General features: G+C 66.9%; 23 protein-coding genes. 13 read left to right on the top strand and 10 right to left on the bottom strand.

Going from position 1 to position 25,474, the window contains the following annotated elements; genetic code table 11:
- Positions 1–42: 42 nt before the first annotated feature.
- Positions 43–1,026, bottom strand: coding sequence for a DMT family transporter (locus ACFVVK_RS02895; protein ID WP_390263195.1), 984 nt, complete (start codon positions 1,024–1,026; stop codon positions 43–45).
- On the opposite strand from ACFVVK_RS02895, the gene ACFVVK_RS02890 reads away from it, so the two are divergent.
- The 4 genes from ACFVVK_RS02890 (at position 1,025) to ACFVVK_RS02875 (ending at position 5,576) form a co-directional block, all read left to right on the top strand.
- Positions 1,025–2,431 (top strand): PLP-dependent aminotransferase family protein, encoded by a 1,407-nt coding sequence (locus ACFVVK_RS02890; protein ID WP_390263192.1) that lies wholly within the window; start codon positions 1,025–1,027, stop codon positions 2,429–2,431. The two genes, ACFVVK_RS02895 and ACFVVK_RS02890, sit on opposite strands and share 2 nt — an antisense overlap.
- Positions 2,432–2,636: 205 nt before the next feature.
- Positions 2,637–3,152, top strand: coding sequence for a flavin reductase family protein (locus tag ACFVVK_RS02885; protein ID WP_390263189.1), 516 nt, complete (start codon positions 2,637–2,639; stop codon positions 3,150–3,152).
- A 207-nt stretch (positions 3,153–3,359) separates the two neighbouring features.
- Positions 3,360–3,875: a universal stress protein gene (locus ACFVVK_RS02880; protein ID WP_390263186.1), complete on the top strand. Its 516-nt coding sequence runs from the start codon at positions 3,360–3,362 to the stop codon at positions 3,873–3,875.
- Positions 3,876–4,154: 279 nt separating this feature from the next.
- Complete coding sequence (locus ACFVVK_RS02875; protein ID WP_390263183.1) at positions 4,155–5,576, top strand: hypothetical protein; 1,422 nt, start codon at positions 4,155–4,157, stop codon at positions 5,574–5,576.
- Positions 5,577–5,610: 34 nt separating this feature from the next.
- Here the strand turns inward: ACFVVK_RS02875 and trxB are convergent, their stop codons facing one another.
- A complete protein-coding gene (gene trxB / locus ACFVVK_RS02870) occupies positions 5,611–6,573 on the bottom strand; it encodes a thioredoxin-disulfide reductase (RefSeq protein WP_390263598.1) in 963 nt (320 codons plus the stop codon).
- Positions 6,574–6,984: 411 nt separating this feature from the next.
- Between trxB and ACFVVK_RS02865 the strand changes: the two genes are divergently transcribed.
- Positions 6,985–8,580 (top strand): MFS transporter, encoded by a 1,596-nt coding sequence (locus ACFVVK_RS02865; protein ID WP_390263180.1) that lies wholly within the window; start codon positions 6,985–6,987, stop codon positions 8,578–8,580.
- Between the two features lie 34 nt (positions 8,581–8,614).
- Here ACFVVK_RS02865 and ACFVVK_RS02860 read toward each other — a convergent pair whose 3' ends face one another.
- The 4 genes from ACFVVK_RS02860 to ACFVVK_RS02845 form a co-directional block, all read right to left on the bottom strand.
- A complete protein-coding gene (locus ACFVVK_RS02860; protein WP_390263178.1) occupies positions 8,615–9,277 on the bottom strand; it encodes a GAP family protein in 663 nt (220 codons plus the stop codon).
- 39 nt (positions 9,278–9,316) lie between these two features.
- Complete coding sequence (locus ACFVVK_RS02855; protein ID WP_390263175.1) at positions 9,317–10,471, bottom strand: AI-2E family transporter; 1,155 nt, start codon at positions 10,469–10,471, stop codon at positions 9,317–9,319.
- A 96-nt stretch (positions 10,472–10,567) separates the two neighbouring features.
- Positions 10,568–10,732 (bottom strand): SHOCT domain-containing protein, encoded by a 165-nt coding sequence (locus ACFVVK_RS02850; RefSeq protein WP_390263172.1) that lies wholly within the window; start codon positions 10,730–10,732, stop codon positions 10,568–10,570.
- A complete protein-coding gene (locus tag ACFVVK_RS02845; RefSeq protein WP_390263169.1) occupies positions 10,726–10,968 on the bottom strand; it encodes a hypothetical protein in 243 nt (80 codons plus the stop codon). Before ACFVVK_RS02845 ends, ACFVVK_RS02850 begins: the two co-directional genes overlap by 7 nt.
- Before the next feature lie 25 nt (positions 10,969–10,993).
- Here ACFVVK_RS02845 and ACFVVK_RS02840 point away from each other — a divergent pair, with 25 nt between their 5' ends.
- On the top strand, positions 10,994–11,290 hold the full coding sequence (locus ACFVVK_RS02840) for a hypothetical protein (protein WP_390263166.1): 297 nt from the start codon (positions 10,994–10,996) through the stop codon (positions 11,288–11,290).
- Between the two features lie 159 nt (positions 11,291–11,449).
- The gene (locus ACFVVK_RS02835; protein ID WP_390263163.1) at positions 11,450–12,286 is read left to right on the top strand and encodes a class II glutamine amidotransferase; all 837 of its coding nucleotides are present in this window, start codon (positions 11,450–11,452) and stop codon (positions 12,284–12,286) included.
- Here ACFVVK_RS02835 and ACFVVK_RS02830 read toward each other — a convergent pair.
- Together ACFVVK_RS02830 and ACFVVK_RS02825 are read right to left on the bottom strand one after the other, a co-directional pair.
- Positions 12,273–13,835: a hypothetical protein gene (locus tag ACFVVK_RS02830; protein WP_390263161.1), complete on the bottom strand. Its 1,563-nt coding sequence runs from the start codon at positions 13,833–13,835 to the stop codon at positions 12,273–12,275. The two genes, ACFVVK_RS02835 and ACFVVK_RS02830, sit on opposite strands and share 14 nt — an antisense overlap.
- Positions 13,836–14,011: 176 nt before the next feature.
- A complete protein-coding gene (locus ACFVVK_RS02825; RefSeq protein ID WP_390263158.1) occupies positions 14,012–14,569 on the bottom strand; it encodes an ion channel in 558 nt (185 codons plus the stop codon).
- Positions 14,570–14,720: 151 nt separating this feature from the next.
- Between ACFVVK_RS02825 and ACFVVK_RS02820 the strand changes: the two genes are divergently transcribed.
- Together ACFVVK_RS02820 and ACFVVK_RS02815 are read left to right on the top strand one after the other, a co-directional pair.
- A complete protein-coding gene (locus ACFVVK_RS02820) occupies positions 14,721–17,357 on the top strand; it encodes a LuxR C-terminal-related transcriptional regulator (RefSeq protein ID WP_390263595.1) in 2,637 nt (878 codons plus the stop codon).
- A gap of 83 nt (positions 17,358–17,440) precedes the next feature.
- Entirely contained in the window at positions 17,441–17,926 is a 486-nt protein-coding gene (locus ACFVVK_RS02815) for a universal stress protein (RefSeq protein WP_390263155.1), read from the top strand.
- A gap of 17 nt (positions 17,927–17,943) precedes the next feature.
- Here ACFVVK_RS02815 and ACFVVK_RS02810 read toward each other — a convergent pair whose 3' ends face one another.
- Positions 17,944–18,240 carry a hypothetical protein gene (locus tag ACFVVK_RS02810; protein ID WP_390263152.1) on the bottom strand — a complete coding sequence of 99 codons (297 nt, stop codon included), beginning with the start codon at positions 18,238–18,240 and terminating at the stop codon, positions 17,944–17,946.
- A 115-nt stretch (positions 18,241–18,355) separates the two neighbouring features.
- The gene (locus ACFVVK_RS02805) at positions 18,356–19,603 is read right to left on the bottom strand and encodes a glycoside hydrolase family 1 protein (protein WP_390263149.1); all 1,248 of its coding nucleotides are present in this window, start codon (positions 19,601–19,603) and stop codon (positions 18,356–18,358) included.
- Between the two features lie 214 nt (positions 19,604–19,817).
- On the opposite strand from ACFVVK_RS02805, the gene ACFVVK_RS02800 reads away from it, so the two are divergent.
- From ACFVVK_RS02800 to ACFVVK_RS02785, 4 genes are read left to right on the top strand one after another with little or no spacing between them, the layout of a single operon-like run.
- Positions 19,818–21,371 carry an ABC transporter substrate-binding protein gene (locus tag ACFVVK_RS02800; RefSeq protein ID WP_390263146.1) on the top strand — a complete coding sequence of 518 codons (1,554 nt, stop codon included), beginning with the start codon at positions 19,818–19,820 and terminating at the stop codon, positions 21,369–21,371.
- Between the two features lie 60 nt (positions 21,372–21,431).
- Positions 21,432–22,373: an ABC transporter permease gene (locus tag ACFVVK_RS02795; RefSeq protein WP_390263143.1), complete on the top strand. Its 942-nt coding sequence runs from the start codon at positions 21,432–21,434 to the stop codon at positions 22,371–22,373.
- On the top strand, positions 22,370–24,427 hold the full coding sequence (locus ACFVVK_RS02790; RefSeq protein ID WP_390263140.1) for a dipeptide/oligopeptide/nickel ABC transporter permease/ATP-binding protein: 2,058 nt from the start codon (positions 22,370–22,372) through the stop codon (positions 24,425–24,427). The genes ACFVVK_RS02795 and ACFVVK_RS02790 overlap by 4 nt, the downstream gene beginning before the upstream one ends.
- The gene (locus tag ACFVVK_RS02785; RefSeq protein WP_390263137.1) at positions 24,424–25,431 is read left to right on the top strand and encodes an oligopeptide/dipeptide ABC transporter ATP-binding protein; all 1,008 of its coding nucleotides are present in this window, start codon (positions 24,424–24,426) and stop codon (positions 25,429–25,431) included. Before ACFVVK_RS02790 ends, ACFVVK_RS02785 begins: the two co-directional genes overlap by 4 nt.
- Positions 25,432–25,474: the final 43 nt, after the last annotated feature.

Below are 25,474 nucleotides of genomic sequence, written 5' to 3'. Positions count from 1 at the left end.
TGGAAGCCGGATGCAACCCGGGGTCGGGTGGAGGCTGGCGGGTCAGCGGGACTGATGCTCCATTGCCTGGGCCTGGGCCCGTGCCATCGCCGGCGCTTTCGCCCCCGGCGGCCCGGTCCGGGAGCGGACGGCGAGGCCGGCGCAAAGAACCACTGCGGCGCCGCCGACGATGGTGGTCCACGTCAGCTGCTCGTGCAGAATGAGCCCGGCCCAGCAGATGCTCAATACAGGCTGGACCAGTTGGATCTGGCTGACCTGCGTCATCGGACCCATGGCCAGGCCGTGGTACCAGGCGAAGAAGCCGAGGAACATGCTCACGACCCCAAGGTACGCGAAGGCCGCCCATTGCACAGGAGTGCCGGATGCTGGTTGCGTGGCCACGGAGTAGGCCGCCAGGGACACCATGAGCGGAGAGGCCAGGACGAGCGCCCACGAGACGGTCTGCCAGGCGCCGAGTTCGCGGGCCAGCAGTCCGCCTTCTGCGTAGCCAATGGCCGCAGCCACCACGGCGCCGAAGAGCAGCAGGTCCGCCGGATGCAGCTGTCCGATCCCGCCGGACTGCGCGGAGGCAAACGCGATGGCCGCCACCGCGCCGACGCCGGTGATGGCCCAGAAAGTGACCGGCGGGCGTTCATGGCCGCGGAGCACCGCCATCGTTGCCGTTGCTGCGGGGAGCAGTGCGATGACGACGGCGCCGTGGCTGGCAGGAACAGCGGTAAGGGCGAAGGAGGTCAGCAGCGGGAATCCGACCACCACGCCGCCGGCGACCACGGCAACGCGCACCCATTGGGTGTCGCGGGGCAGGCGTTGCCGGGTCCATGCAAGGGCGCACGCGGCGAGAACAGCGGCGACGACGGCCCGGCCCGATCCGATGAATAACGGGGAGAGCCCGGCGACCGCCACCCGGGTGAACGGCACCGTGAAGGAGAAGGCCGCGACGCCGAGGAGTCCCCACCAGAGTCCGGTCGTCGGGCGAGGCGATAGCGGTTGGCCGACGCGGTAAGTAGCGCTACTATGGTCTTTCATGTCTAACGATAGCACTATGAGAATCGCAGGACAGCTCCGGGAATGGATCGCGGGGGCCGCGCCGGGCGCCCGGCTGCCCTCGACGAGGTCCTTGGTGGCCGAATACCAGGCCAGCCCTGTAACCGTGCAGAAGGTGCTCCGGACCCTCGCCGCGCAGGGCCTGATCGAAAGCCGCCCCGGCGTCGGAACCTTCGTGCGCGCCGTCCGGACCGCGCGGCCGGCCGACTACGGCTGGCAGACGGCGGCGCTGGGCTCGCCGCGGGCGCCGCTCCGGCCCGTGTCCACGGCGATGCGAAGCGCGCCGAACGATGTCATCGCGTTCCATTCCGGCTATCCGGACCGCGAGCTCCTGCCCGAACGGCTGGTGCGGGCGGCCCTGACCCGCGCCGCCCGGGGTGACGCTGCCTTGTCCCGGCCGCCTGCCGCGGGCCTGCCCGAGCTGCAGTCCTGGTTCGCGCACGAGCTGCGGGCCTCCACGCCGGCCGGTGTGACGCCGCCGGCAACGAGCGACGTGATCGTGCTCCCAGGCAGCCAGAGCGGGCTCAGTTCCGTGTTCCGGGCGCTGGTGGGCAACGGGCAACCGCTGCTGGTGGAATCCCCCACGTACTGGGGTGCGATCCTGGCCGCGGCGCAGGCAGGTGTCCGGGTGGTTCCGGTGCCGAGCGGTCCCGAGGGCCCCGACCCGGAGGAGCTCGCCCGCGCCTTTGACGAAACAGGCGCGCGGCTGTTCTATGCGCAGCCGAATTATGCGAATCCCACAGGCGCCCAGTGGTCTGCGGACGTGGGCGGCCAGGTGCTGGATGTGGTGCGCCGCCACGGCGCCTTCCTCGTGGAGGATGACTGGGCCCATGATTTCGGCATCACGACCGATGCCGCGCCCGTCGCCGTCCATGACGATTCCGGCCATGTTGTTTACCTTCGCTCGCTGACCAAGAGCGTCTCCCCGGGCATCCGGGTCGCCGCGATGATTGCCCGCGGCCCTGCGCGTGACCGCATCCTTGCCGCCCGCGGAGCCGAGTCGATGTATGTCAGCGGTGTGCTGCAGGCAGCCGCCCTCGACGTCGTGACCCAGCCGGGGTGGCAAACCCACCTTCGCGGGCTGCGCCACCAGCTCCAGGCCCGGCGGGACCTGCTGGTCAGCAGCTTGCGGGAGTACGCCCCGCTGGCCCATGTCGAACACGTGCCCAGCGGGGGTCTGAACCTGTGGGCCCGGCTGCCCGACGGGACCGGCGTCGACCAGCTCGTCCGTGACTGTGAGGCAGAGGGGGTCATCATCGCCGCCGGAGACGAGTGGTTCCCGGCCGAACCGGCCGGGCCGTACATCCGGCTGAACTACGCCGGACCGAACCCGGGCGCCTTCCAGGAGGGCGCACGGATCCTCGGGAGGGTACTCGAACGCCGGTGAGGGCCCCGCGGCGTTCAGGGCCGCCGTTGACGGCCCGGCAGAAACTCTGGCGAAGTGGGCGGAGGGCCGGCCCCGGCCCGGTTTCGTTACGCCAGACTTCGCGCGGTGAAGCCGTGTTTCCCCGCAGGTCCGTTCGTTTCGTCCGGTGTTGGGCACCGGCAGTTCCAGTGGTTGATTGGGTGGACACGCTACGAAAGGACCCGCCATGACTGAACCTTCAGACCTCAGCCCGCGCCGCCTGCGGACCATTCTGGGCCATTTCGCCACTGGCCTGACAGTGATCACGGCGGCTACCAAGGACGGTCCGGCCGGTTTCACCTGCCAGTCCTTCTCCTCCCTGTCGCTGGACCCGGCACTGGTCACCTTCAGCCCGGCACGGACCTCCAGCACCTGGCCACTGCTGCGGGAGGCAGGACGCTTCACCGTCAACATCCTCCCGGCCGAACACCAACACCTGGCGGCCCAGTTCGCCCGTTCCGGGACTGACAAATTCGCCGGTGTTGACTATTCGCTGTCGCCTTTGGGCAACCCCGTCCTGGACCAGGCTCTGGCCTGGGTGGACTGCCAACTCCACCGGGAGTACGACGGCGGCGACCACACGATCGTTGTTGCCGCGGTCCGGTCCCTGAGCGCCCGCGCCGATGCCGAGCCGTTGCTTTTCTTCAAGGGCGGCTACTTCGGCGTGCAGTCCCGGGACGCGGCGCTGGAGAGCGTGGCATGACGACGGCCAAGGCCACTTCCCGGGTGGCTGCGGCCTGCGCGGCAGCCGGTTGGTCGGCCGCCTCTTCGGCTGTCACGTGCCCAGCGGGCAGCCAGGGGCTCGCGGGACCCGGGGCCTTCGCGCGGGGAAACGGAGTGGCCATAATGAAATCGTGAATTCGATGTGCGGCCTCGGGCGTAGACGGCGAATGGCCGGGGGGCTGCGCTGATGGGATCCGGGGATTCCCCGGGTGACTTCGGGCAGGCTGGTGCCGGCATCTGGCCGGCCGGCCCGCTGGTCCTCGGGGTGCCGTGGAACTTCGAAGAGCGGCTGGTGCGGGCCGGCGCGGGGCTGGCCGTGGTGATGCGGGCACACCTGGTCTGCGCGTTCGTCGATCCGGCGAGCTACCTCACGGAGTGGGAGCCGGACGGGTCCCGGGCCGCCATCTCCCTCGACCCCGCCGGAAATCTTGAAGCCGAATTTCCCGCCCGGCAGATGCTGGCCCGGCTCGAAGGCGTACTTGGACCGCCGGGCGGGGCATGGTCTTTCAGGGTGCTCAACGGCGACGTGGCCAAGGCCCTGACTCGCCTGGCCGAAAGCACCGATGCGGCTGCTCTCATCGTGGGTGGCCAGCGGGCGGGGCGGGTGGCCCGGATGGGCCGGATATTGGAGGGCTCGGTCAGCGTTTCCCTGACACATCTGCAGGCGAGACCCGTGCTGATCATTCCGCACACGGGGCGGTAGTCCGCCGTCGAAACAAGCGGTGCCCTCCCGGCCGCGCGGCGGGATCCGATGCAGGCCCGGGCTCCGCCAACCATCACCGTAGCTTTCATCCGTTCCGGGTGACGGCCCGCGGACAAACGCGTCTTATCGTGGGATAACGCCGGTGTCGGACGGCTTTGGGCGGGACGATCCGGACGGTAACCAAGCCCGCGGCCGCTTGCCCGTGCACGAAGACGTGCACAATGGGCTGACGGTGATGGCGGAACTGCACTGTCCCTTTGGGGTGAAGCGAAGTGAGTGATGGCAGATCTGAACCGGCCCGCAGCGGTCACCTCCGAGGCGCGGGCTCTCTATATTGGCAGCGGGGCCTTCATCGTCCTGGGCGCCGCCGCGTTCTTGCTCGTTGGGCGGGAACCTGTTCCGTTGTCCGGACGAGGTTCGGCCGGTGAAATTTCGGCGCTCGGAACGGCCGTTCTCGGTGCGGTAGCTGTCGTGGCCGGCAGCCTTCAACACCGGCCGCCCGCGGCGCCGGAGGTTCGCCGCGTCGGTCGGATTCGCAACGCGATCGACATCGCGGCCCTCGCGCTGGCACATGCGTGCACCTTCCTCGTTGGTTGGCTGGCGCTTTTTGCGATCTTCCAGCAGGCCTTCATGGGGGCTGTCCTCTACCCGGTGGCCGCCGCCGTCCTCGTCGGGACCACAGGAGCCATCAGTGCGTACATCGCGTACTTGTCGGCGCTGAGCATGACCGCGTACCGGCTCGCCGCGCTCTTGGCGGTCTTCCTCGTCAGCGGCATGCTGGCCAGCATGCTCACGGCGCAGGACCCCCTGTGGTGGCAGGAGCATCTCAGCGCGCTCGGCGCGAGCTCGGACATCTCCGGGGTGGCGTTCAACGGCACGCTGATTGTCGCCGGCGTCATGATCACCACTCTGGCCGGATATGCGACGTCGGCCCTTAGGGCGACCGCGGAAAACCAGTCCGCGCTCCGCCGGGCGTGGTGGCTTGAAGGCGCCATCGCCCTCCTGGGCGTCTTCCTCGCCGGAGTGGGTTTGTTTCCCGTCGACGAGAACTTCTGGATCCACACCCTGTTCGCCTCCGGTATGGCGATCGCGTTTGGCCTCCTGGCTGCCCGCATCCGAGACCTCGTCCCCTCGATCTCAGTGACCTTCGGTGTGCTCGGCTGGGTGTTCCTCACGGTCATCGCCGCCGCCGCGGTGCTGTGGTTCCCGGTCGGCTACTACAACCTGACGGCGGTGGAACTCATTGCCGCTTCGCTGATCTTCTCTTGGCTCATCGTGCTGATCCGCAACCTCGCCGCCGTGGATGCGGACCAGTATGACGGGACCTTGTATGACGTGGAGCAGGAGGGCGCGAGCCTCTATGCCGGAGAACAGCAAGATGCAGTCCTGTATGGCGCTGCTGCGTCGCAGGACGCGGACAGTTACGAACCCGCGCAGCAGGACACGGCGTCGTACGACCCGGGCCTGTACGACGCCGAGAAGGAGGATACGGCCCTCTACGACGCTTACCGGCAAGACGCTGGCTTGCGCGGCGGTGAACCAAATGGCACGGCCCGGAAGGACACGTCCCTCTACGAGGCTTACCGGCAACATGCTGACCAACAAGACGCGGATTTGCTGGCACGCCCACGACCGCAACCCGGCGACAGCATGGACCCGCCCCCTGCCACGGCCGCGGACAGAACCGTGAGCGGGCCCTGAGCGGTATCGGGCCGCCCGGGACGATCCGGCGCGCCTACGAGTGGGTGGGCTCTTCGACCAGCGCGGTGGCGATGCTGTCCGCGTCGGCGAGCGCGGCAAGGTAGCGCTCGGCGTCAAGGGCCGCTGCGCAACCCGTCCCGGCGGCGGTGATGGCCTGGCGGTAGCGGTGGTCGACGGCGTCCCCGCACGCGAAGACTCCGGTGAGATTGGTGCAGGTGGTGGGGGAGTCCACCTTGATGTAGCCCTCGGCGTCCAGTTCCACCTGGCCCCGCAGCAGTTCGGTCCGGGGGACATGTCCTATCGCCACGAAGAGTCCGGTCGCCGCCTGTTTCCGTGCCTCGCCGCTGCGGGTGTCCGTCAGAGTGACGCCGCTGACCTTGCCATCACCGTGGATTTCCGTGACGGCAGAGTGCCACGCGAACGTGATTTTCGGGTTGTCCTTGGCCCGCTGGGCCATGATGCGGGAGGCGCGCAGCTCACCCTTACGCACCACCACTGTGACAGATTTCCCGAAGCGGGTCAGGAAGGTGGCCTCCTCCATCGCTGAGTCACCGCCGCCGACCACGATGATGTCCTGGTCGCGGAAGAAGAAACCGTCGCACGTTGCGCACCAGGAGACACCGTGGCCGCTGAACTTCTTTTCCTCCGGCAGGCCCAGTTCCTTGTACGCGGAGCCCGTGGCCAGGATGACAGCCGGGGCCTCGTAGGTCTCGCCGCCGCCGGTGACCACGTGCTTGAGGTGACCGGCGAGCCGGACCTCGGTGACGTCGTCGTACATCACGCGGGCCCCGAACTTTTCCGCCTGCTGCTGCAGGCCGTCCATCAGCTCGGGGCCTTGGACGCCACCCGGGAAGCCGGGAAAATTCTCCACCTCGGTTGTATTCATGAGCGCACCCCCGGCGGTGACCGCCCCGGCGATGACGAGCGGCTGGAGCCCCGCGCGGGCGGCGTAGATGGCCGCCGTATAGCCGGCCGGACCGGATCCGATGATGATCAGCTGTTCCGTAGTCCTTGATGCTGCGGTGTTCGTTCGTGCGGCGTTGGATGGCGTTGCACTAGGGGATTCTGCGCTCACGGTCTGGCTCCTTCGATGCCGGTTGCTGGGTCCCGCCGGGCCCTTACACCAGTGCAACAAGGTCGGGGGTTTCGATCAAGAGCCCCCAGCTTCCGGCGAGGGCCTTCCCGCGGTACGGCGCCCGCCGTCACGGGCGAAACCTCACCCGCCGGGCATGATCCGCGCCGGACGCCGCACAGCTAGCGTGGCATCGACAACGCATTACGGTGGGCTCTGGCGGGACGCACTCCTGCGGAGCCACGCATCCGTATGCCTGCCCGGTCGAGCTAGAGGAGGCGACATGTCCGGCCAAGAATCAGCCCCGGACGCGGCGGCCGGGAGGGAAGGCCCGCGATGAGCACCCCCGACCACGCCGGAAACCCACCGGTGCAGTTCAACCAGAGGCTCGCGGTACTGCTGGCGATGGCAATGTTCGTGCTCGTCGTCGACACGTCGATCATGAACGTCTCCATCTCTGCCGTGGTCAAGGACATCAACAGCACCGTCAGTGACCTTCAGGCGACAATCGCCATCGAAGCGCTGGTGTCCGCCGCGTTCATCCTGATCGGCGGCAAAGTGGGCGACTTGATCGGGCGCAAGCGCGCCTATGTCCTGGGCCTGTGCGGATATGCCGTGGGCGCGATTGCAATGACGCTCGCACAGAGCATCGTACCGATCCTGATCTTCTGGGCGGTGATCGGCGGTCTTGGCGCCTCGCTCCTCCTTCCCGCCATGCAGTCCCTGATCCACGGCAACTTCGAGGGAGAAGCCCGCAAACGCGTCTATGCCCTCGTGGGAGCCTCGGCGGCGATCGCAGCCGCCGTCGGCCCCCTGCTCGGCGGCTTCATCACGACCTTTCTCTCGTGGCGCGTCGCCTTCATGCTGGAGGCCGTCATCATTGCTGTCGTGTTGTCCGGAATCAAGCTCGTTCACGATGTGCCGTATACCGGACCCCGGGAGTTCGACGTCGTTGGATCCGTGCTGTCCGTCGTCGGCATGGGAGGCATTGTCTTCGGCATCCTGGTCTGGCAGGAGGGCGGCGAAGCCGTGGGGGCGCTCCTGGTGGTCGGGGCGGCCGGCCTGGCCGGGCTGTTTTTCTGGCTCGTCCGGCGTGACCGGCTCAAGAAGCCGACACTGTTGGACCCGGGCCTGTTCCGGTCCGAGGGCTTCCGGTTCGGTGTCACGCAGCAGATGCTGCAGCAGATCGCACTTGGCGGCACCATGATCGTGCTGCCCATCTACCTTCAGATGGTGCTCGAATACAACGCCCTGCAGGCCGGGTTGTCCATTGCCCCGCTTTCGCTCAGCATGTTCGCCATCGCGTTGCTGGCCGGGAGGAAGGCCGGGAACCGGCGTCCCGCGGGCATCATCAGGTCGGGTTTCATTCTCCTGCTCATCGGACTGCTCAGCATCCTGCCGGTGGTGCCGCGGGCGGACTCCGGCTGGTGGCTCTTGATCCCGTTGATCATTGCCGGCACCGGCCTCGGGCTGCTGGTATCGCAGCTGAACAACTACACCTTGTCCCCCATCTCGGATGAGCGCGTCAGCGAGGCCGCCGGGGTGAACTCCGCTGCGGGCTCCTTCGGGTTGTCGTTCGGGCTCGCCTTTGCCGGTGCCATCATGCTGGCTTCGCTGGCGTCCATCTTCACTACCATGGCGACATCGAGCACGGTGCTCCCGGCCGCCGAGCAGCAGCAGGTCGCGCAGGCATTGGAGGAGGACGCGCAGGTCATGAGCAACTCGCAACTCTCATCCCAGCTGGCGGGCCAGCCGCCTGACATCCAGGCCGAAATCATCCGCATCAACACCGAAGCCCGGCCCATAGCCCTCCAGATCGGTTTGCTCATCCCAATCTTCGCCAGCGCGGCGGGCCTCGTCATTTCCCTGCGCATGATGCGCCTGCCGGATCCCAAGCCCTCCGGCACGGGCGAGGGAGCGTTCCTGGATTGAGGCTCGCCGCGGGGGTATCAGGACAGGACCCGCATCAGAGCAGATAAAGGCTGTAGCCGGCGACGACTAGCCCAATGGTCAGCGTTCCAATCGCTGCGATCCTGCGCCCGTTGCGCTGCAGCCAGTTGTAGAGGGCGGTCAAGGGCCGTTGCGCCCGCTCCGGCGAGCGCAACCAGACGGCAATCGGAACGACGACGGCGGACTGGGCCACAGCGGCGTAGGCCAGGACCAGCAAGGTGCCTTGCAGCGGCGGGGGTTCCTGGATGCCGATCAGAGCCCCCGCCGTGACGGCCAGCAGGATCGCCTTGGGGCGCAGGTTCAGGCCTAGTCCCAGGGCGAGGAATTCCCATGGCCGGGCGGAGCGGAACCTCGACTCGATTCTGCCGAGCATGGTGCCTTCTGACCGGCTCTTGTGCAGGAAAAGAAACAACGAGTAGCCAACGAGGGCTATGCCGGCCACGAGCGCAATCGAGGCCAGTAGTTCGTCCTTCAGTCGCGGCCTGTACGGCAGAAACTGCAGCCCGACTGCCGAAAGCCCCACCACCACGACCGATCCTGCCAGGCTGCCGATTAAGAACGGCAGGGCGCCGCGACGTGGATCCGGGGAGAGCAGAATCATGATTGTGGCGCTGGCAGGGACCGTGCTCATCGCCCCGGCGAGGGCGAAGAGCACCAGGCTGGCAAAGGTGCTCAGCATGCGGCTCTCACCCGCCCCGGGCGGCCCTCCGATGGCACGTCACGGCCTCGGGGCACGGCCCGTGTCCGGTTCGGTGTCCGGAGGCGCGGCCGGGCGTGGCCGGGCGCGACGGGCGCGGATCGCGTCGTCTTCTTGCCGGAGGAGCGGTTGGATGTCTGTGGTGTCACCCGTCAGAGGACGCCACCACACGTTGGACGGCTCCGAATCGAGCAGAATGGTGCGGATAAACAGCGTCAGCGGGACGGCGAGGATCGCGCCGGTCGGGCCCAGGAGCAAGGCCCAGAAGAGGACAGAGACAAAGGTCAGAGTCTCACTGAGGGAAACCGCGTTCCCCACGTACTTGGGCTGGATGATGGACTGGATGACGCCGTTGATCCCGCCATAAACGACGATGATGATCACCACGGTCGGCCAGCCGCCGGTGAGGAACCCAAAGAAGAGCGGCGGGATGATCGCAATGAAGTACCCGATGTTGGGGATGAAGCTGCAGATGAAGGACAGTAGTCCCCACAGGGGCGCACCCGGCACGTGCAGCAGGACGAGGACCAGCCAGTTGAAGAGGCCCTGGGCCGTCCCCAGGACCGTGGTGGCGACCATATAACGGCGCACGCCGGTCCCGAAGTCGATAAAGGCGGAGACCAGCGCCGGCCGGTGGTGGCGCAGATGGGTCAGGAGCGCCGGTACGCGTGAGCCGTCTATTGCCATGAGGATCAGCATCGTCAGGATGATGACGAGGCTACCTACGAGATCCGCAAAGCTCCCCAGGAATCCGCCAAGGAATTCAATGAACCCGTCCCGCATGGCTTGGACGTGCTGCGGGCCGACCCCGATGGCTTCCAGCATGCCGGTGAGGCGGGCGCTGACCTGGTCGATCTCGTCAGCATACTGCGGGAGCAGGGCCGAGAACTGTGCAAGGGAGGCCAGCAGGACCGCGCCGAAGCCCGCCAGCAGTCCGAAGACGGCCACGATGGTGGTCCCGGTGGCGATGCCGCGCGGAATTCCGCGTGCCTGCATCCACCGTCGCACGGGATGGACGCACAGCGTGAGTACAAAGGCGAAAAAGACCGGGGTGAAGATTCCCCGGGCCGCACCCACGCCAAAGGCTACAAGGGTTGCGGCGCCCAACGTGAGGAGGATGGTCACGGAGCGGGGGAGGGCCGGACGTGGATTGGATTCCGATGGTTCCGGCCCCATTGAGCCCTCCTTGTTCAACCTAGCCCCATTTTAGGTTCGGGCAGGCGCGATGAGTAGTGGGATAGCCGGCCGGGGAAGGCGGCCGCCCGGCCTGCGTCAGACCACTACTTTGCCCTTGATGTGTTCAAACTCCGCAGGGCTGATAGTTCCGGCGTCCAGGAGTGCCTTGGCTTTGGCGATTTCGTCGCTAGGGCTCACAGCGGCGGCCTGGCGGATATAGTCCACTGGTGCGTGCGGGTGTCCTTCGGGTTCGCCTAGCACTTGACCTCATTCGTAAGGTCGCTGAGCGCACCCTGTACGTTTACGGCTTCGTCGCGCAGCGAGTTGACGGCCTGGGACATGGTGGCGTTGTTGGGGACGGCGTTCACCGCGGCAACGAACTTTTCTTCAGCCGCTTTGACAGCATCCACCCGGTCCTTTGCGGCGTCGCCGGCCGCCGTAACGAGATTGTCGAATGCAGTCCGGACCTGGTCCCGGGCGGACTGAATCTGCTCCACGGTGGAACTTGGCTTGAGTGTGTCCTTGAAATTCGTCAAGGATGCGGAGAAGGCACTGGCTGCTGCGCAAGCTGGGGAAACGCTTTTCGTCTGGCTGGCGCTGGCGTTGGGCGTGCTGGCGTTGGGCGGGCTGCAGCCGGCGAGCAGTGCGAGGGCTGCCCCGACTGCGAACATCCGTGCGGTGACTGATTGTGATAACGACATCGGGGCCCCTCTTTCAGAGCTTTGCGATCTCCATGGCTTTCGCCTGACAGCGCTGGTGCTGGCAGGTACCACCAGTCTTGGCTTCGGTCCACCCCTGCGCGTCACCCGCCGGGGGTGATCCTGGGGCTGTGCTTTTCCCGTGGCCAGGGGCACGGACGGGGCCCCCATGGACGCTTCGCGAGGGGATTGGCGGCGCTCCGGGAATTCTCACCCCCGGGTGATGATGTGCGCGTTCTGCGCCCATGATGGACTTCAGTCCACAGCAGAGGAGGACGCCATGTGCCGTTGGCTCGCGTATTCTGGTTCGCCGGTGAGGCTCGATGAGCTCTTGTACAAACCCGCCAACTCGCTCGTGATGCAGGGGAAGCACGCACGCCTGGGAGTTGAAACCACCAACGGCGATGGCTTCGGCGTCGGCTGGTACGGAGCGGCGCGGTATCCCGGGGTATTTCACAGCACGGAGCCGGTCTGGCATGACCGCAACCTCCGCGAATTGGCCGGCCAGGCATCAGCGCGCCGCGTCTTCGCGCACATACGTGCCTCGACTGGCTCGGCAGTTCAGCAGACCAACTGCCATCCCTTCCGACATGGCAAGTGGTTGTGGATGCACAATGGGCTTATCGCAGATTTTCCGACGGTGAAGCGCGATTTGACCATGGCCGTGCAGCCCTCGCTCTTTCCTCAGATCGAGGGAGCCACGGATTCAGAACTGTTCTTCTTCCTCGCCCTCACCTTCGGGCTGGAGCAGAACCCGCGGTCGGCTGTCGCCGCCGCGGTTGGGCTGATTGAAGCCGTTGGCAGGCGAAACGGCATCGAGTTTCCGATCCAGATGACCGTGGCAACCACCGACGGCGACACCACCTGGGCGTTCCGCTACTCCAGCGAGGGCCGATCACGGTCGCTCTTTCACAGCACCGACATCTCGACGCTCCGCGCCCAATACCCCGACAACCCCCTACTTCACGAAGTTTCTGACGACGCCCGCCTCATTGTCTCGGAACCTTTGGGGGATCTGCGCGGTGCATGGCAGGAAATCCCGGAGTCCACGTGCGTCGTAGTGCACGCAGACGGGGAGGCAATGTTCCCATTTGCGCCTACACCTACAGCGGCTTAGTGTCCCCGGGCAGGTTCCTGGGCAGGGGAACCGTGGGATTCGGCTCTTGAGGGGGACCGCCGACAGTCCGCGGCCCGGCACCGGGTCCCCCCACGGCTGCGTTGACGGGCACGCCGCCGGTCTCGCCGACCGGATCACCTGAGGCGCGTCTTGGCTCGCCGTCCGGGCCGGCGCCCGGCCCACCCGCTGGCGCGCCGGCTGGCGGCCCGTTGGGGCCGGGGGCAACCGCGGGGCGGCACAGCAGTTCGACGACGAGAATGGCCAGCAAGGCGAGGACCGCTGTCCAGATGGCGACGGCCGCCGTCGGATATTGCCAAAGGATCAGGACCAGCGCAGCGATTCCGATGACGACGGCTTCCAGCACCCGCCGGTAGCGAGCCAGCCAGCGTTGCCATGGCCTGGCTTGGCTGGCACCGATTTTGCCGGTGATGTAGTCGCCCGCGCTCGCCAGACCGTGCCGGACGTACTCTGCGGACCGCGAGTGCCCGGTCAGGAACGCGGCCAGGGCAATCAGGAGACCAACGACGAAGACCAGCCGTACGGTGGTGCGCAGGGGGACCAGGAGTGTCTCGACCAGGCTCTCAGCCGCCGCCGGAGACACCGAGTCGGGCGGTATCGAGTTCAGCGCGATGCCCCGCCCGATGACAAGTGCCAGCGCCAGCACCGCCATCGCCACTGCCACAGCCAAACCGACGCCGCTCGTGATGCTCCGTTTCCTTCCGCGTGGGGCCGCCGCGATGGCGCCCACCGCGCATATCACCGTCAGCCACACCAATAATGTGGCCGTCTGGTCGAGCGTCCTGATGGCCGTCGCGGCCCTGACAAGTTCCGGCGACTGGAACAGGGTGATCTGCCGGTCAATGTCCGGGATCCTCGCGGCGATGCCCACCCCCTGCTGGACCAGGAGGTCCTTGACTCGGGCAACGATGTCTTTCGTGGAGATCGTCACGTTACCGCTTTGGTCAATGCCGACCGAGCCGCTCGTGTTACCCGTCGCCAGGTTCACCAGTCCCTGGTGCGCCACGCGGTTCACTTGAATCCAAAGGCCCTGGAACTGTGGTGTGGCTACAAATTTTGCAACAGTGTTGTGGATGAGCGACCTGGCCTGCTCCGCAATCATCGGGGCCAGCCCGGTGATCACCGTGGCCGCTCGGGGCGCGGTTTTGCTGAGTTCGTTCAGCGCATCCCGGGTGATGGCCTGGAAGTCCACCGCCTCGGTGATCTGTGTGGTGACCTTGTCGGTGATCTCGGCTTGGATCGCGGGGTCAGACGCCAATGGCGATATCGTGGCCACGTAGCGGTCGGTGTCGATCAATTCGCTGCGCAGGTACACAGCAGGCACCGTCGCAAAGGCCAAAACAGCGGTCAGGACCACCAGCACGATGGCCACAATCCGCCGGCCCAGCCCCCGACGCGGTCCGGATGGCCTTGCTGGTGCCGCCCTGGCCTCGTCCCGCTCGCGCTCCAGCCGGGCGACCTCCGACCGAAGCCGCAACAATTCTTCCTGTTCCGGGCCGCTCGGGCCCGCGGGCTGATCGTGAAGAGACATGAGGACTGTTCCTGTTCCGGCTGGGCACTCATAGTCATTTTCATTGTGATCGCGGTGTACCTAGCCGGCCCCACCCACACTGGATGATTTGTTGCCCAGGCCGCCCAGGTATCACCCATTTCGGGGCAAGGGGCGCTCGCGCAAAAGTTTTGCCACGGGGGGTTGAGGTAAGCAAATTAGCGGCCCAGGCGCCGGCCTGCCGCGAAGAAGGCCACTTTGGCGATCAGCAGGAGCGCACCCAGATCTGCGATCATCTGGACGGACACGACTGCCCGCGCCAGTTGGCTGGTCGGCGTGATGTCACCGAACCCCACAGTGGCAAAGGTGGAAGTCGTGAAATACAAAGCGTCGGTCCTGCCCAGGGGTTCGCTAAAGGATGAACGGTCCGTAATCGACATCGATGCGTAAAGCCACGCGAAGAGGCAGAGGAACATGAGGATGGATTCGACCACTGCGCCGGCCGCCCGGACCTGGGGAATGCGCGCGGTCAGGATCAAGTGCAACTGAAGGGCGAGGCTGGCCAAGAATACCAAGACGATGGCCACCAGCCGGATCCACGCGGCCGCAGGATTGTCCTTGAATCCGCCGATGGGAACGAGGAAATAAAGGGCCAGGATCAGTACGGCAAATGCGATCAGGCGCACGGTGGCGATAATAAGGACGTGCCTCCGGTCGGCCTGGCCGAGCTCCCGGAGGAAAACTGCATCGGTCTGGCTGCCCCGATTCGTAGCCATGACTGATGATACCGCCGGCTGCGTAATTCGTACCGGGCCGTACTTGGGCCATGCCATCGCCTTAAAGCAGCGCCCCGGACGAACGCATAAGGGGTCTTTGCGCCCTGTTGGGGGCCTTTTTCACCGGCCTAGCATGTGGAACGTGGGAGAGATGCAGAACGCCGGATGGGTGCCAGGTCCGCAGTTCAAGATCCGGCCTCCTGTCCGCAGCCTCGGAGCGCTGGAGCGTCCGCGCCTGGAAAACGCGTTGTCCGCGGCGGCCGATTCGCACCGCCTGACCCTCGTCGCAGCTCCGGCAGGCTATGGCAAGTCCACGTTCTTGGGTGATTGGGTCCGCAAAAGCGACCTGCCCTGCGCCTGGCTGTCGCTCGACCGGTTCGATACTGAACCCGGAAGGCTGTTCCACGGCGTAGTCGGTGCGATTCAATCCGCGGCCAACAAGTCGCCGCTGCCTGGCAACGACTCCTTGCTGGCCCTCGACCAGGGCCTTGCCCACGACCGGACGGCATCTTACGACCTTCTGTTAGGCGCGCTCGAAGACCTCACTGAGCCCATCGTCCTCGTGATCGACGATGTCCATTTGGCCGGGCCCGGGCTGGCCAGCGGCATCGTCGGGGTGCTCGCCGCGTCGGCCCCACCGCCGCTGCGGCTGGTCCTCTCGGGACGGGGCCACACGTCCATCCAGCTGGAGAGGTTCCGGTACGGCGAGGGACTTGGCGAACTTGGCGCCGCCGAACTGGCCTTCACGCGTGAGGAAGTTGCCCAGTTTGCGTGTTCGCTCGGTCAGGATCCCGAGTTCGACGCCGGATCGCTTTGGAAAGCGACGGCGGGCTGGCCCGTGGCCGTGCACGCGAGCCTTGTGTCACTGGCACAGTCCCGAAACGCGCCGCTCACGACGCCGATCGCCACGCCCGCGCACATACCCCTTGCCGATTACGTCGCTGAAGAGATCCTCGACCAGCTCGAACCGTCGCTCGCGGAGTTCATCCTGCGCGCCACCACGTGCGATTGGCTCGGTCGCCGACTCGCTGTCGAACTCTACGGCCGGCCCCATGGCAGTGTGTTGCTCGAGGAATGCCTCCGCAACGGCCTCTTCATCGAAGAGCACGATTACCGCAGCGGCGAATCCATGTACCGGTGGCATTCGCTCTTCGCGGAGCAGTGCCGCCGGATTCTGGAGAGGCGTGACCCGCTTCTTGCCGAGCGCCTGCACCGCGTTGCGGCGCGGTATTACCAGGACGCCGACGTCGTGGAGGGCGTTGCCCAGACTTTGAAGGGGCGTGCGCCCCGGCAGGCTGTGATGTCCCTCGGTGCCCACTGGCTCGAGTTCGTGCTCGGCAATGACGCCCAGACTTTGGAACGGCTGTGCCGGGAGCTTCCCACGCCGTGGGGCGAAGACCCCGAGATATTGATGATCCGGTCCGTGTGCCGTGCCCTGTCCGGCGACAACGCCGCAGCGGACGAGCTCGTCCGGAGGGCCCTGTCGCGGACCTTTGTCCTGGATGCCACCCGGCGCCGAACCCTTGATGGTTACCGGACCTTGTTCGAGCCGCTGCCTGCCGCAGGCCGCCCGGACCACCGCGCCACTCCGGGAGCTGATGGCCGGGCGACCGCCGACCTTCCGGGCGGGCGCCGGTCCGGTCCCGGCTCGACGGGACTGTTCCTCCTTGCCCAGGCGGAGTTCCGGCTGCACCGCAGCGGCGAGTTCGCGACGGCCCTGCTGCACGCGGCCGGAGACGTCGGCAACGCGGAGCAGCTGGATGCGCTGGACATCTGCGCCCACGCAGATCTGTCGCTGGCGTTCGCGGCGGCTGGGGACCTGGCGGGAGCCGAGGAGCATGCCACGCAGGCGCTGGGGCGGGTTGAAGCGCTGGGCTGGGGTTCCCAGGAACGGCTGGCTCCGGCGTGGCTGGCGCGCGGCATTGCGCGCTACTGGAACGACGAGCTGAAGGCCGCGCGTGCCTGCCTCGCCAAAGCACAGAGGCTTGGCAGCGAGTTCTTCCCCTCCGGCCCGCTCAGCGCCATCTACCGGGTATTGGTTGATTGTGCTACCGGCGACCTGACCCGGCTTGCCGACTCCAGCGCGGCGCTGGAGGAGTACCACGGGCGGGGGAAGTATGCCGTGTCGTGGAATGCCTTGTACACCGTTGCCGTGGCGAAGGTGGCCGAGGCCAAGGGTGACCTGGAGGGCGCGCTGGGCATCGTTCAACCGCTGGGCGCTGGCGGCCACGGGGCACTGGCGGACACTTTGCTGGCGGAATTGCTGCGCCGGGGAGGGGAAGCCACCACTGCCCAACGCTGTGCCGGGCTGCTGGCAGACCGTCGCCGGAACCCCTATATCGACACCTGCCTGAGCCTGACCGAGGCGCTTCTGGCCCACGGGAGCGGAGACACTGCGGCGGCACACGAGCGGCTTGAGCACGCGGTGGAACGGGCCGAGCCCGCGTCGATTCTCCGGCCCTTCGCCGGGCTAAGAGACGAACTGGCTGATCTGCTCGTCCAGCACGCTGTCTGGGGAACCGCCCATGAATCCTTCATCGCAGCCCTGATGGCACGCGACACGCATGGTGGTGCCCGGCTCCGGGCGCAGTCCTACTGGAACCTGACTGAGCGTGAACGCGAAGTCCTTGCCTACATGCGGTCCATCATGACCGCGGCCGAAATCGCCGACGCGCTGTTCATTTCCGTGAACACTGTCAAGACCCACGAACGCTCGATTTACCGCAAGCTGGGCGCGGGAAGCAGGCGCGATGCGCTGAAGACCGCGGCCCAGCGCGGCATTGTTTGAAGCAGAGCAGGAGCAAAGCAATCCGCTGACATAGGGAGCCGGAAACCCCCGGCGGCCGAGCAGGCGGAGAAAGTCTGGAAACCATGACAAATGCGGATCCCTTTGTAATTGTGGCCGGATTTGACGGCTCGAAACAGTCGCATGACGCCCTGCAGTGGGCCATTGAAGAGGCGCGGTACCGGAAGGCGGAACTTCGGGTGCTGACGGTCTGGAACAAGGCGCCCATGTCGTGGTACCCGGCCCTGCTTGAAACGGCCGCAGGGGAAGTCGTGGCGGCGGAGGACTCTCCGGAGCTGCAGGCCAAGGCCCTCAGCGCGGCGGCGGCGCAAGCCGCGGCAGGCGTGAACGTCGTGACGCAGACCGTCAAGGACGATTCCGCAGCCTCAGCCATCCTCAAGGCGGCACGGGAAGCCGACCTGGTCGTCCTGGGTTCCCGCGGTCACGGCGGCTTCGCTGGCCTGCACATCGGCTCGGTGTCAACCCAGGTGACCACCCACTCGCCGTGTCCCGTCCTGGTGGTCCGTCCGAAGGCCGCGGCGGCCCTCCGCGGGCAGGCGAAGACGGGATAGCCTGCGGTTCGTTCGTGCTAGGGCAGCAGCGTGTCGAGGTCGATGGCCGTCTCTTCGGGCGGAGAGGCGAAGCCGCCCTCAATGCCCTGTTGCATCCGGGGCATGAGGATCGTGTCCCGGAACGTCTCCCAACTCTCTTGAGATTCATGGACGGCCATGATTGTCCAGCCACCCGCCGATGGCCCGGCGGCGTGGAAGATCTGGCCGTCGGGCAATTGACCCGGGCCTGGATGGACGGCCGCCAGGGAAGCCTCATACTGCTCCTTGGTGCCGCCCGGGAAGAAATGCACGATTCCGAACGCCGCGGTTGCCATAGCTACTCCTCGGTGGTGGCGGGACTGGACAAGGTTAGTCGTAGACTCCGCCGCCGGGCCTGTCAAGAGGTCCCGGCGGCGGCTCTCAGACGGCTCTCAGCAGTCGGGTCCCATGTCAGGCCGTCGGGACCAGCTGTGCTTGGGCTTGGCGCCCCAGCCAGTACGCGCTCGGCTTGGGTGTCCGCTGCTGCGTGGCCAGGTCGACGGCGATGAGGCCGAACTTTGGCCCGTATCCAAAGATCCACTCGTAGTTGTCGAAGGCGGTCCAGGCGATGTAGCCGCGGACATCAATGCCGTCGGCGAGGCAGGACGCGACGCCGTCGACGGCCGCCTCCAGATACGCCACGCGCTGCGCGTCGTCCTCCGTGGCCAGACCGTTTTCGGTGACAATCACGGGGATTTCCGCTATGCGGGCGGCTTCCCTGATGGTTGCCTCCAGGGCCTGCGGATAGATCTCCTCACCCATCTGGTTGGTAGCTGCTCCTGCGGGGGCGGGGGCCAGCCCGTCGGGGCCGAAGACTGTCCGTCCATAGGTCTGGACGCCAACAAAGTCATCACCCCGCGAGGCCTCCAGGAAGCGCTCGTTAACCTCGCGCCGCACCCTGTCCGCGTGCTCCTGCCCGCCGTCCACGGCCTGGATGTCCGAATTGGCAAGCGTCCAGCCCACCTGCAGCTCCGGACGGCGTGCCTTGATGGCGTCCCGGCCGGCGCGGTGCGCCGCCAGGCGGACGTTGAACGATTCCTCGGACGCCGCGAACTGGAAAGAGGCGACGCGGTCGGCAGAAAGGCCCAGCCGCTGGCCCGCCGCCTCCCACATAGGATTGCCGATCCGGGATTCCTGCGAGCCTCCTGGGATGCCCAGCTCCCGAAGCAGATAGGGAAGGTTGGGTTCGTTGAGGGTGCAGGCGACGCCGATGAGGTCGCCCAGGTGCGCCATCACGCGGTCGCAATAGCGGGCAAACAGTTCCGGAGTCCTGGAATCTTCCCAGCCGCCGCTCCGCAGCAACCAGAGGGGCGATGTGAAGTGGTGGAACGTGACCACCGGGGTCAGGCCGAGCTCCACGCAGGCCTCCAGCACGTGCCTGTAATGGTCCAGTGCAGCCACCGAGAAGTGCCCCTCTGCCGGCTCAATGCGTGCCCACTCGAGGGAGAAGCGGTAGCTGGTGAACCCCAGCCCGGCGATCAGCGCGATGTCCTCCCGGTACCGGTGGTAATGATCAACGGCATCCCCAGAGGGTTCGGCGAAGATCGTCCCCGGAAGATGCTCCAAGAACCAGGTATCGCTGTTGACGTTGTTGCCTTCCACCTGGTGGCCTGCGGTGGCCACGCCCCAAAGGAAGTCCTGCGGAAACGGGTTGGTCATGTGGTTCCTCTCGTGATCGACGCGGCGCAGCAGCGTCCAGGCCTCTCTGCCTCTCTCCATCCTGTCGGCCCGCGTGATCGCCGCCACAATACTTTTTCAATCAATGACATTCTCATGTCTGGCCCAACCGGCACCAGCCGATTCTTGAAGGGAGCCGGGCACCACCGGCCCCATTGATTCCGTTGCAGTCACAGAAGAATGCGAAGGCGCACTCATGAAACTTCGAACCTCCACCACACGGGGCAGCGCGGCCATTCTGGCCGGCGCCCTGCTGATGGGATCCCTGGCCGCCTGCGGCGGCGGCAGCCAGGCAGCCACCGTTGACAAAAGCACGCTGACGATCGCCGTCGAAAGCGACTCCGCCTCCTTCGGCTACGATCCCATTCGCGTTTCCGATGCCCAGCGCCAGTTCATGGAGGGCCTGTACGACAACCTCATGACGCTTCAGCCGGACGGCTCCGTGGGCCCCGGCCTGGCCTCTGCCTTCGAATACAACGCGGACAGCACGGTGCTGACGTTGACCCTCAAGCAAGGGGTGACCTTCACCGACGGCTCCACCCTGGACGCAGCTTTGGTCAAGGCCAACTTCGACCGGCGCACCGACCCGGCCTTGAGCACTTACTCGGCGATTGCCAAGGGCGGGGCCCAGGAGATCACCAGGGTGGACGTGGTCAGCCCCACCAAGGTGGCCATTACTTTCGCAAAGCCCCAGCCCGGATTCGAAAAGAACCTCACCTCCACGATGGGCATGATCGTTGGCAAGGCCGGCATCGCGAACAGTGCCAGCCTGGCCACAGCCCCCGCCGGCTCAGGACCCTACACGCTGGACACCACGGCCACCGTCAAAGGCAACAAGTACGTCATGGTGAAAAACGACAAGAGCGCCGATGCCGCAAAATACGCCTACAACAAGATCGTCTTCAGCGTCATCCTTGACCCGCAGGCCCGGGCCAACGCCCTGGTGTCCGGCCAAGCCGACGTCGCGCAGCTGACCTCGCCAACAGTTGACTTCGCCAAGTCCAAGGGCGTGGGCGTGTCCCAGATCGGCGGCACTGTCCAGACCATGGTCTCCTTCGACAAGACCGGCAAGACCGCGCCCGCGTTCGCCAGCGAAAAGGTCCGCCAGGCCATCCAGCACGCCATCAACCGCAAGGCTTTGGTGGACGCGCTGCATAAGGGTGACGTCCCGTCCTGGAACGCCCTGCCCAAGGACTCCGCAGGCTTCACCCAGGAGCTGGAGTCCAGCTTCGCCTACGACCCGGCCAAGGCCAAGAGCCTCCTCGCCGAGGCCGGCTACCCCAACGGTTTCGAGTTCACCATCGTCGCCGGCGCCCAGACGCAGACCGACCTGCAGGCAGTCCAGAAGGATCTGGCCGCAGTGGGCATCACCATGAAGGTGAAGATGGCAGCCTCGACCGACGAAGCGTTTGCCGCCGTCGCGACCACGCCCCTGGGCTACGCGCCGCTGAGCTGGGACAACCCGCTCGGCCTGATGTACGGGGCCATCCTCAACGGTTTCACGAACGTCCAGAAGGCCACTGACGAAAAGCTGAGCGCCGCCACCGGTGAGGTTGCCGCCGCCAAGGACGACGCGGGCAGGAAGACTGCCCTGACCAAGCTGAACACCCGGCTGGTCGAGTCCGGCTGGCTGATCCCGCTGTTCGAGTCGCTGAGCAACTGGGGTTACAACACCAAGAAGGTCCAGGAAGTGAAGTTCGCAGGCACCAACGCCTACCCGCTGCTCTCCTCCTACGCACCGACCAACTGATCTACTAACGCCGGGCGCCCTCACATATGGGGCGCCCGGCCCGACCGATGGAGGTCACCAATGGCATTGTTCGTCGCGAAGCGCCTGCTGATGGCGCTGGCCACCGTGCTGGTGGTTGCGGTGCTGGCGTTCCTGCTGGTGCACGCAATGCCCGGCAGCCCGGGAGCTGTATCGCTCGGCGCCGGCGCCTCGCAGGAAGCGATTGACGAAGTGAACCGGCGGCTCGGCTGGAACGACCCGCTCCTGGCCCAGTTCTTCCGCTGGCTGGGCGACGCTGTGCAGGGCAACCTGGGCGTCTCCCTCATCGACGGCCGCTCGGTCAGCGCCGACCTCGCCAACCGGCTGCCCGTCACGGCGGCGCTGGCAGCGGGAGCCACCCTGCTTAGCGCGGTGCTCGGCATCGCCCTCGGCGTGACGGCCGCTGTCCAAGGCGGCATCGTGGACCGGATCATCGGAGGATTCGTAGGACTCCTCGTGGCGCTGCCGGCCTTCTGGATCGGCGTCATCTTCGTCTTCCTTTTCGCCGTGCAGTCCTCCGTGTTCCCGGCCACCGGTTACGTGCCGTTTGAAGTGTCACCGCAGGACTGGGCGATGTCCCTGGCACTGCCCGTGCTCACCTTGGCGGTTGGTGGCGCCGCGTTCATCGCCCGCCAGACCCGCGCCTCCATGCTGGAAGCGCTTCAGCAGGAACACATCCGGACACTTCGGGCCACGGCCACGCCCACCTGGAAGATCCTCTACGTCCACGCCCTGCGCTACGCCAGCCTGCCCATCGTGGCCGGCATCGCCCTGCAGTTCATCGGGCTGTTCGGCGGCTCGGTCATCGCCGAGCAGCTCTTCGCCATGCCGGGCCTCGGCCAGGCAGTCCAGACCTCTGTCAGCACCCATGATGCCCCCGCGGTGCAGGGCGTGGTGGTGATCGCCACGGTTGTGGTGGTCGCCGTCAACCTGGTGCTGGAACTCGCCACCAAGTTCCTCGATCCGAAGTTGCGTGCCTCATGATCCCCTCAGTTGCCCCCGCGCCGGCCGACCAGGCGGCGCAAGCCGCCGCCGTCCAACCCGGGCCCGGCGCCAAAGCGGCCCTCGCCCGCTTCAGTTCCCACCGGCTGGCCGCGTCGCCCGGCGGTGTTGCCGGCCTCCTCTGGCTGGCCGCGCTGGTAGCAGCTTCCCTGACGGCGCCGCTGTGGCTGCCCTACAAGACGGAGGACCAGGACTTCAGCGCCGTCCTCTCCGGTCCGAGTGCCGCGCACTGGCTGGGCACTGACGAACTGGGCCGCGACATCCTCAGCCGCATCTTCGCGGCCGCGGCCGGCACCCTCGGAACGTCCCTGATCACGGTGATCGTCGGCGTCGGCCTCGGCACCATCCTGGCCATGGTGGCCGCGGCCGGCGGCGACCGCACCGACGGAATCATCAGCCGTGTCACGGAGATCATGATGTCCGTCCCCGGCACGGTCATCATCCTGGCTGTCATCGGCGCCGTGGGAACGAACATCCCCGTTGTCATGGCCATCCTGGGTGTCCTGATTTCCGCCGGCATCTTCCGGGTCATCCTGGGCCAGGCGAAGTCGCTGCAGTCGCAGCTCTACGTGGACGCCGCCAAAGTCGACGGCGTCAGCCCGCTGGGCATCAGCATCCGGCACGTCCTGCCCGGCCTGACCAACACGATCGTCGTCCAGTGCGCGCTGATCTTCGCGGTGGGCATGCTCATCCAGGCGGGGCTGGCCTTCATCGGCTTTGGCCCGCCCCTTCCCGAGCCCAGCTGGGGCGGCATGATCCAGAGCGCCTCACAGCACGTCTACGACGCGCCGTGGCTGATGCTGCCCACCGGCGCCGTGCTGGCCCTGACGGTTCTCGCAGCGAACGCCGTCGGCAACGCGCTGGGCCAGGCCCCGGGCACCACAGCTTCGCACCTGCCCCCCGCCGCCGCCCGCCGTCGTCGGATGAAGTTCCTCGAAGCCCCTGTTGCTGCCAGCCCGGAGGCGCCCGTCCAGACCCAGGACGCGCCCGCCGAGGACCAGCTCAGCGTCCGGCACCTGTCCGTGGGCGTGGACAACGGTGGACGGCTGGTCACGGACGTCTCCTTCGACGTCGAACCCGGAACCGTTCTTGGCCTGGTGGGTGAGTCCGGTTGCGGCAAGACCATGACCGCGCTGTCCCTGCTGGGCCTGCTCCCGTCCGGCGTCTCAGTGGCCGGCGGCCAGATCCTCTGGGACGGAACGAACCTCGCGGCGGCGACCGACAGGGACCTGGAAGGGATCCGGGGCCGCGGGATCGCCCTGATCTCGCAGGAGCCCATGCGGGCGCTGGATCCCATGTTCACCGTGGGCTACCAGCTCACCGCTGCCATCCGCCGGCTGCGCAAGGTGGGCAAAGCCGAAGCCCGCACGGAAGCCTTGAGCCTGCTGGAGAAGGTGGGCATCGTCGATGCCCGCCGGATCCTCAAGACCTACCCGCACCAGATCAGCGGCGGCATGGCCCAGCGCGTGGCCATCGCCCTGGCGCTGTCGGGGCAGCCCAGGCTGCTGGTGGCGGATGAACCCACCACCGCCCTGGATGTCACGGTCCAGGCCGAGATCCTGTCCCTACTGCGGGCGCTGGTGAAGGACACCGGCATGTCCGTGGTCATGGTGACCCACGACCTCGGCGTCGTCGCCGACATTTGCGATCAGGTGGCGGTGATGTACGCCGGGCAGGTGGTGGAGAACGGCAAGACGGCGGCCATCCTGGACAACCCGCGCCACCCGTACACTCTGGCGCTGCTGGCTGCGGATCCCCACGCCAACAGGGCCGAGGAAATGCCCGAACGGCTCGCCACGATCAGCGGCCAGGTTCCGCAGCCCAAGGACTGGCCCACCGGGTGCCGCTTTGCGGCGCGCTGCCAGTTCGCCGGTTCCGCCTGCACGGTTCCCGTTCCGCTGCTGCCTTCCGGGGCCGGCGACGGCCTGGTGCGTTGCGTCAAGGCGGATGAACTGGCCGTTGAAGGACTGGAGTGGGTGGCGACTGAAGTGCCGACGCACCGACTGCTGGAAACCGTTGAAAAGGATTTGGCATGAGCATCGAAACACCGGTACGCCAGGAATCGCCGTCGACCCTGTCCACCAGACCCATGCTGGAAGTCAGCGATTTGGTGGTCCGCTACGGGAGCGGACGCAAGGCCGCCGCCGCGCCGGCAGCAGTGGACGGCGTCAGCTTCACCATCCACCCCGGCGAAACCGTGGGCCTGGTGGGGGAGTCGGGCTCCGGCAAGTCCACAATCGGCAAGGCCATCCTCGGCCTTCAGAGCGTGTCCGGCGGCTCCATCGCCTACCGGGGGGAGGACATCACCCACGCCGGCGCGGCCCGGCGCAGGGCTCTCGGCGGGGAACTCCGCGCTGTTTTCCAGGACCCGAATTCCTCCCTGAACCCCCGCAACACCGTGGGCGCCTCCCTCATGGAGCCACTCCGGCTCCGCGGCGTGGCCGCCGCGGAAGCCCGGGCCAGGGCCGGGGACATGCTGGAGCGCGTGGGGCTGCCGCGGGAAGCCGTGAACCGCTATCCCAGCCAATTCTCCGGCGGCCAGCGCCAGCGCATCTCGGTGGCACGCGCCTTGATCTGCGACCCGAGGCTGGTGGTCTGCGACGAAGCCGTCAGCGCCCTGGACCTCTCCACCCAGGCGCAGGTCCTGAATCTGCTCGCTGACCTGCGCGACGAACGCGGGCTCAGCTACCTGTTCATCGCCCACGACATCTCAGTGGTCCAGTTCCTCGCACGGCGGGTGGTGGTCCTGTACCGGGGCCAGGTCATGGAAAGCGGGCCAGCCGCCGCAGTCACGGAGAACCCCCAGCATCCCTTCACCCGGGCCCTCGTCGCGGCCTCACCCGTGCCGCGCCCCGCCGAGCAGGCCCAGCGCCGTGAAGCCCGCGAATCCCTCGGGGTGCGGACGGCCGCCGCCACTACCGCCTCGCCCGGCGGGTGCCCGTTCCGGCAGCGCTGCCCGGTCGCCACGGACCTCTGCCGCGACGAGCGCCCGGCCCCGCGCCGGGTGGGCGCCTCCGACGTCGCCTGTCACTACGCCTGACCGGCGCGCCAACGCTAACCAGCACGCACCACCAACAGCAGAA

Source organism: Arthrobacter sp. NPDC058192 (assembly GCF_042883665.1).
GTDB lineage: Bacteria > Actinomycetota > Actinomycetes > Actinomycetales > Micrococcaceae > Arthrobacter.
This window is presented reverse-complemented; position numbering and strand designations above follow the sequence as displayed.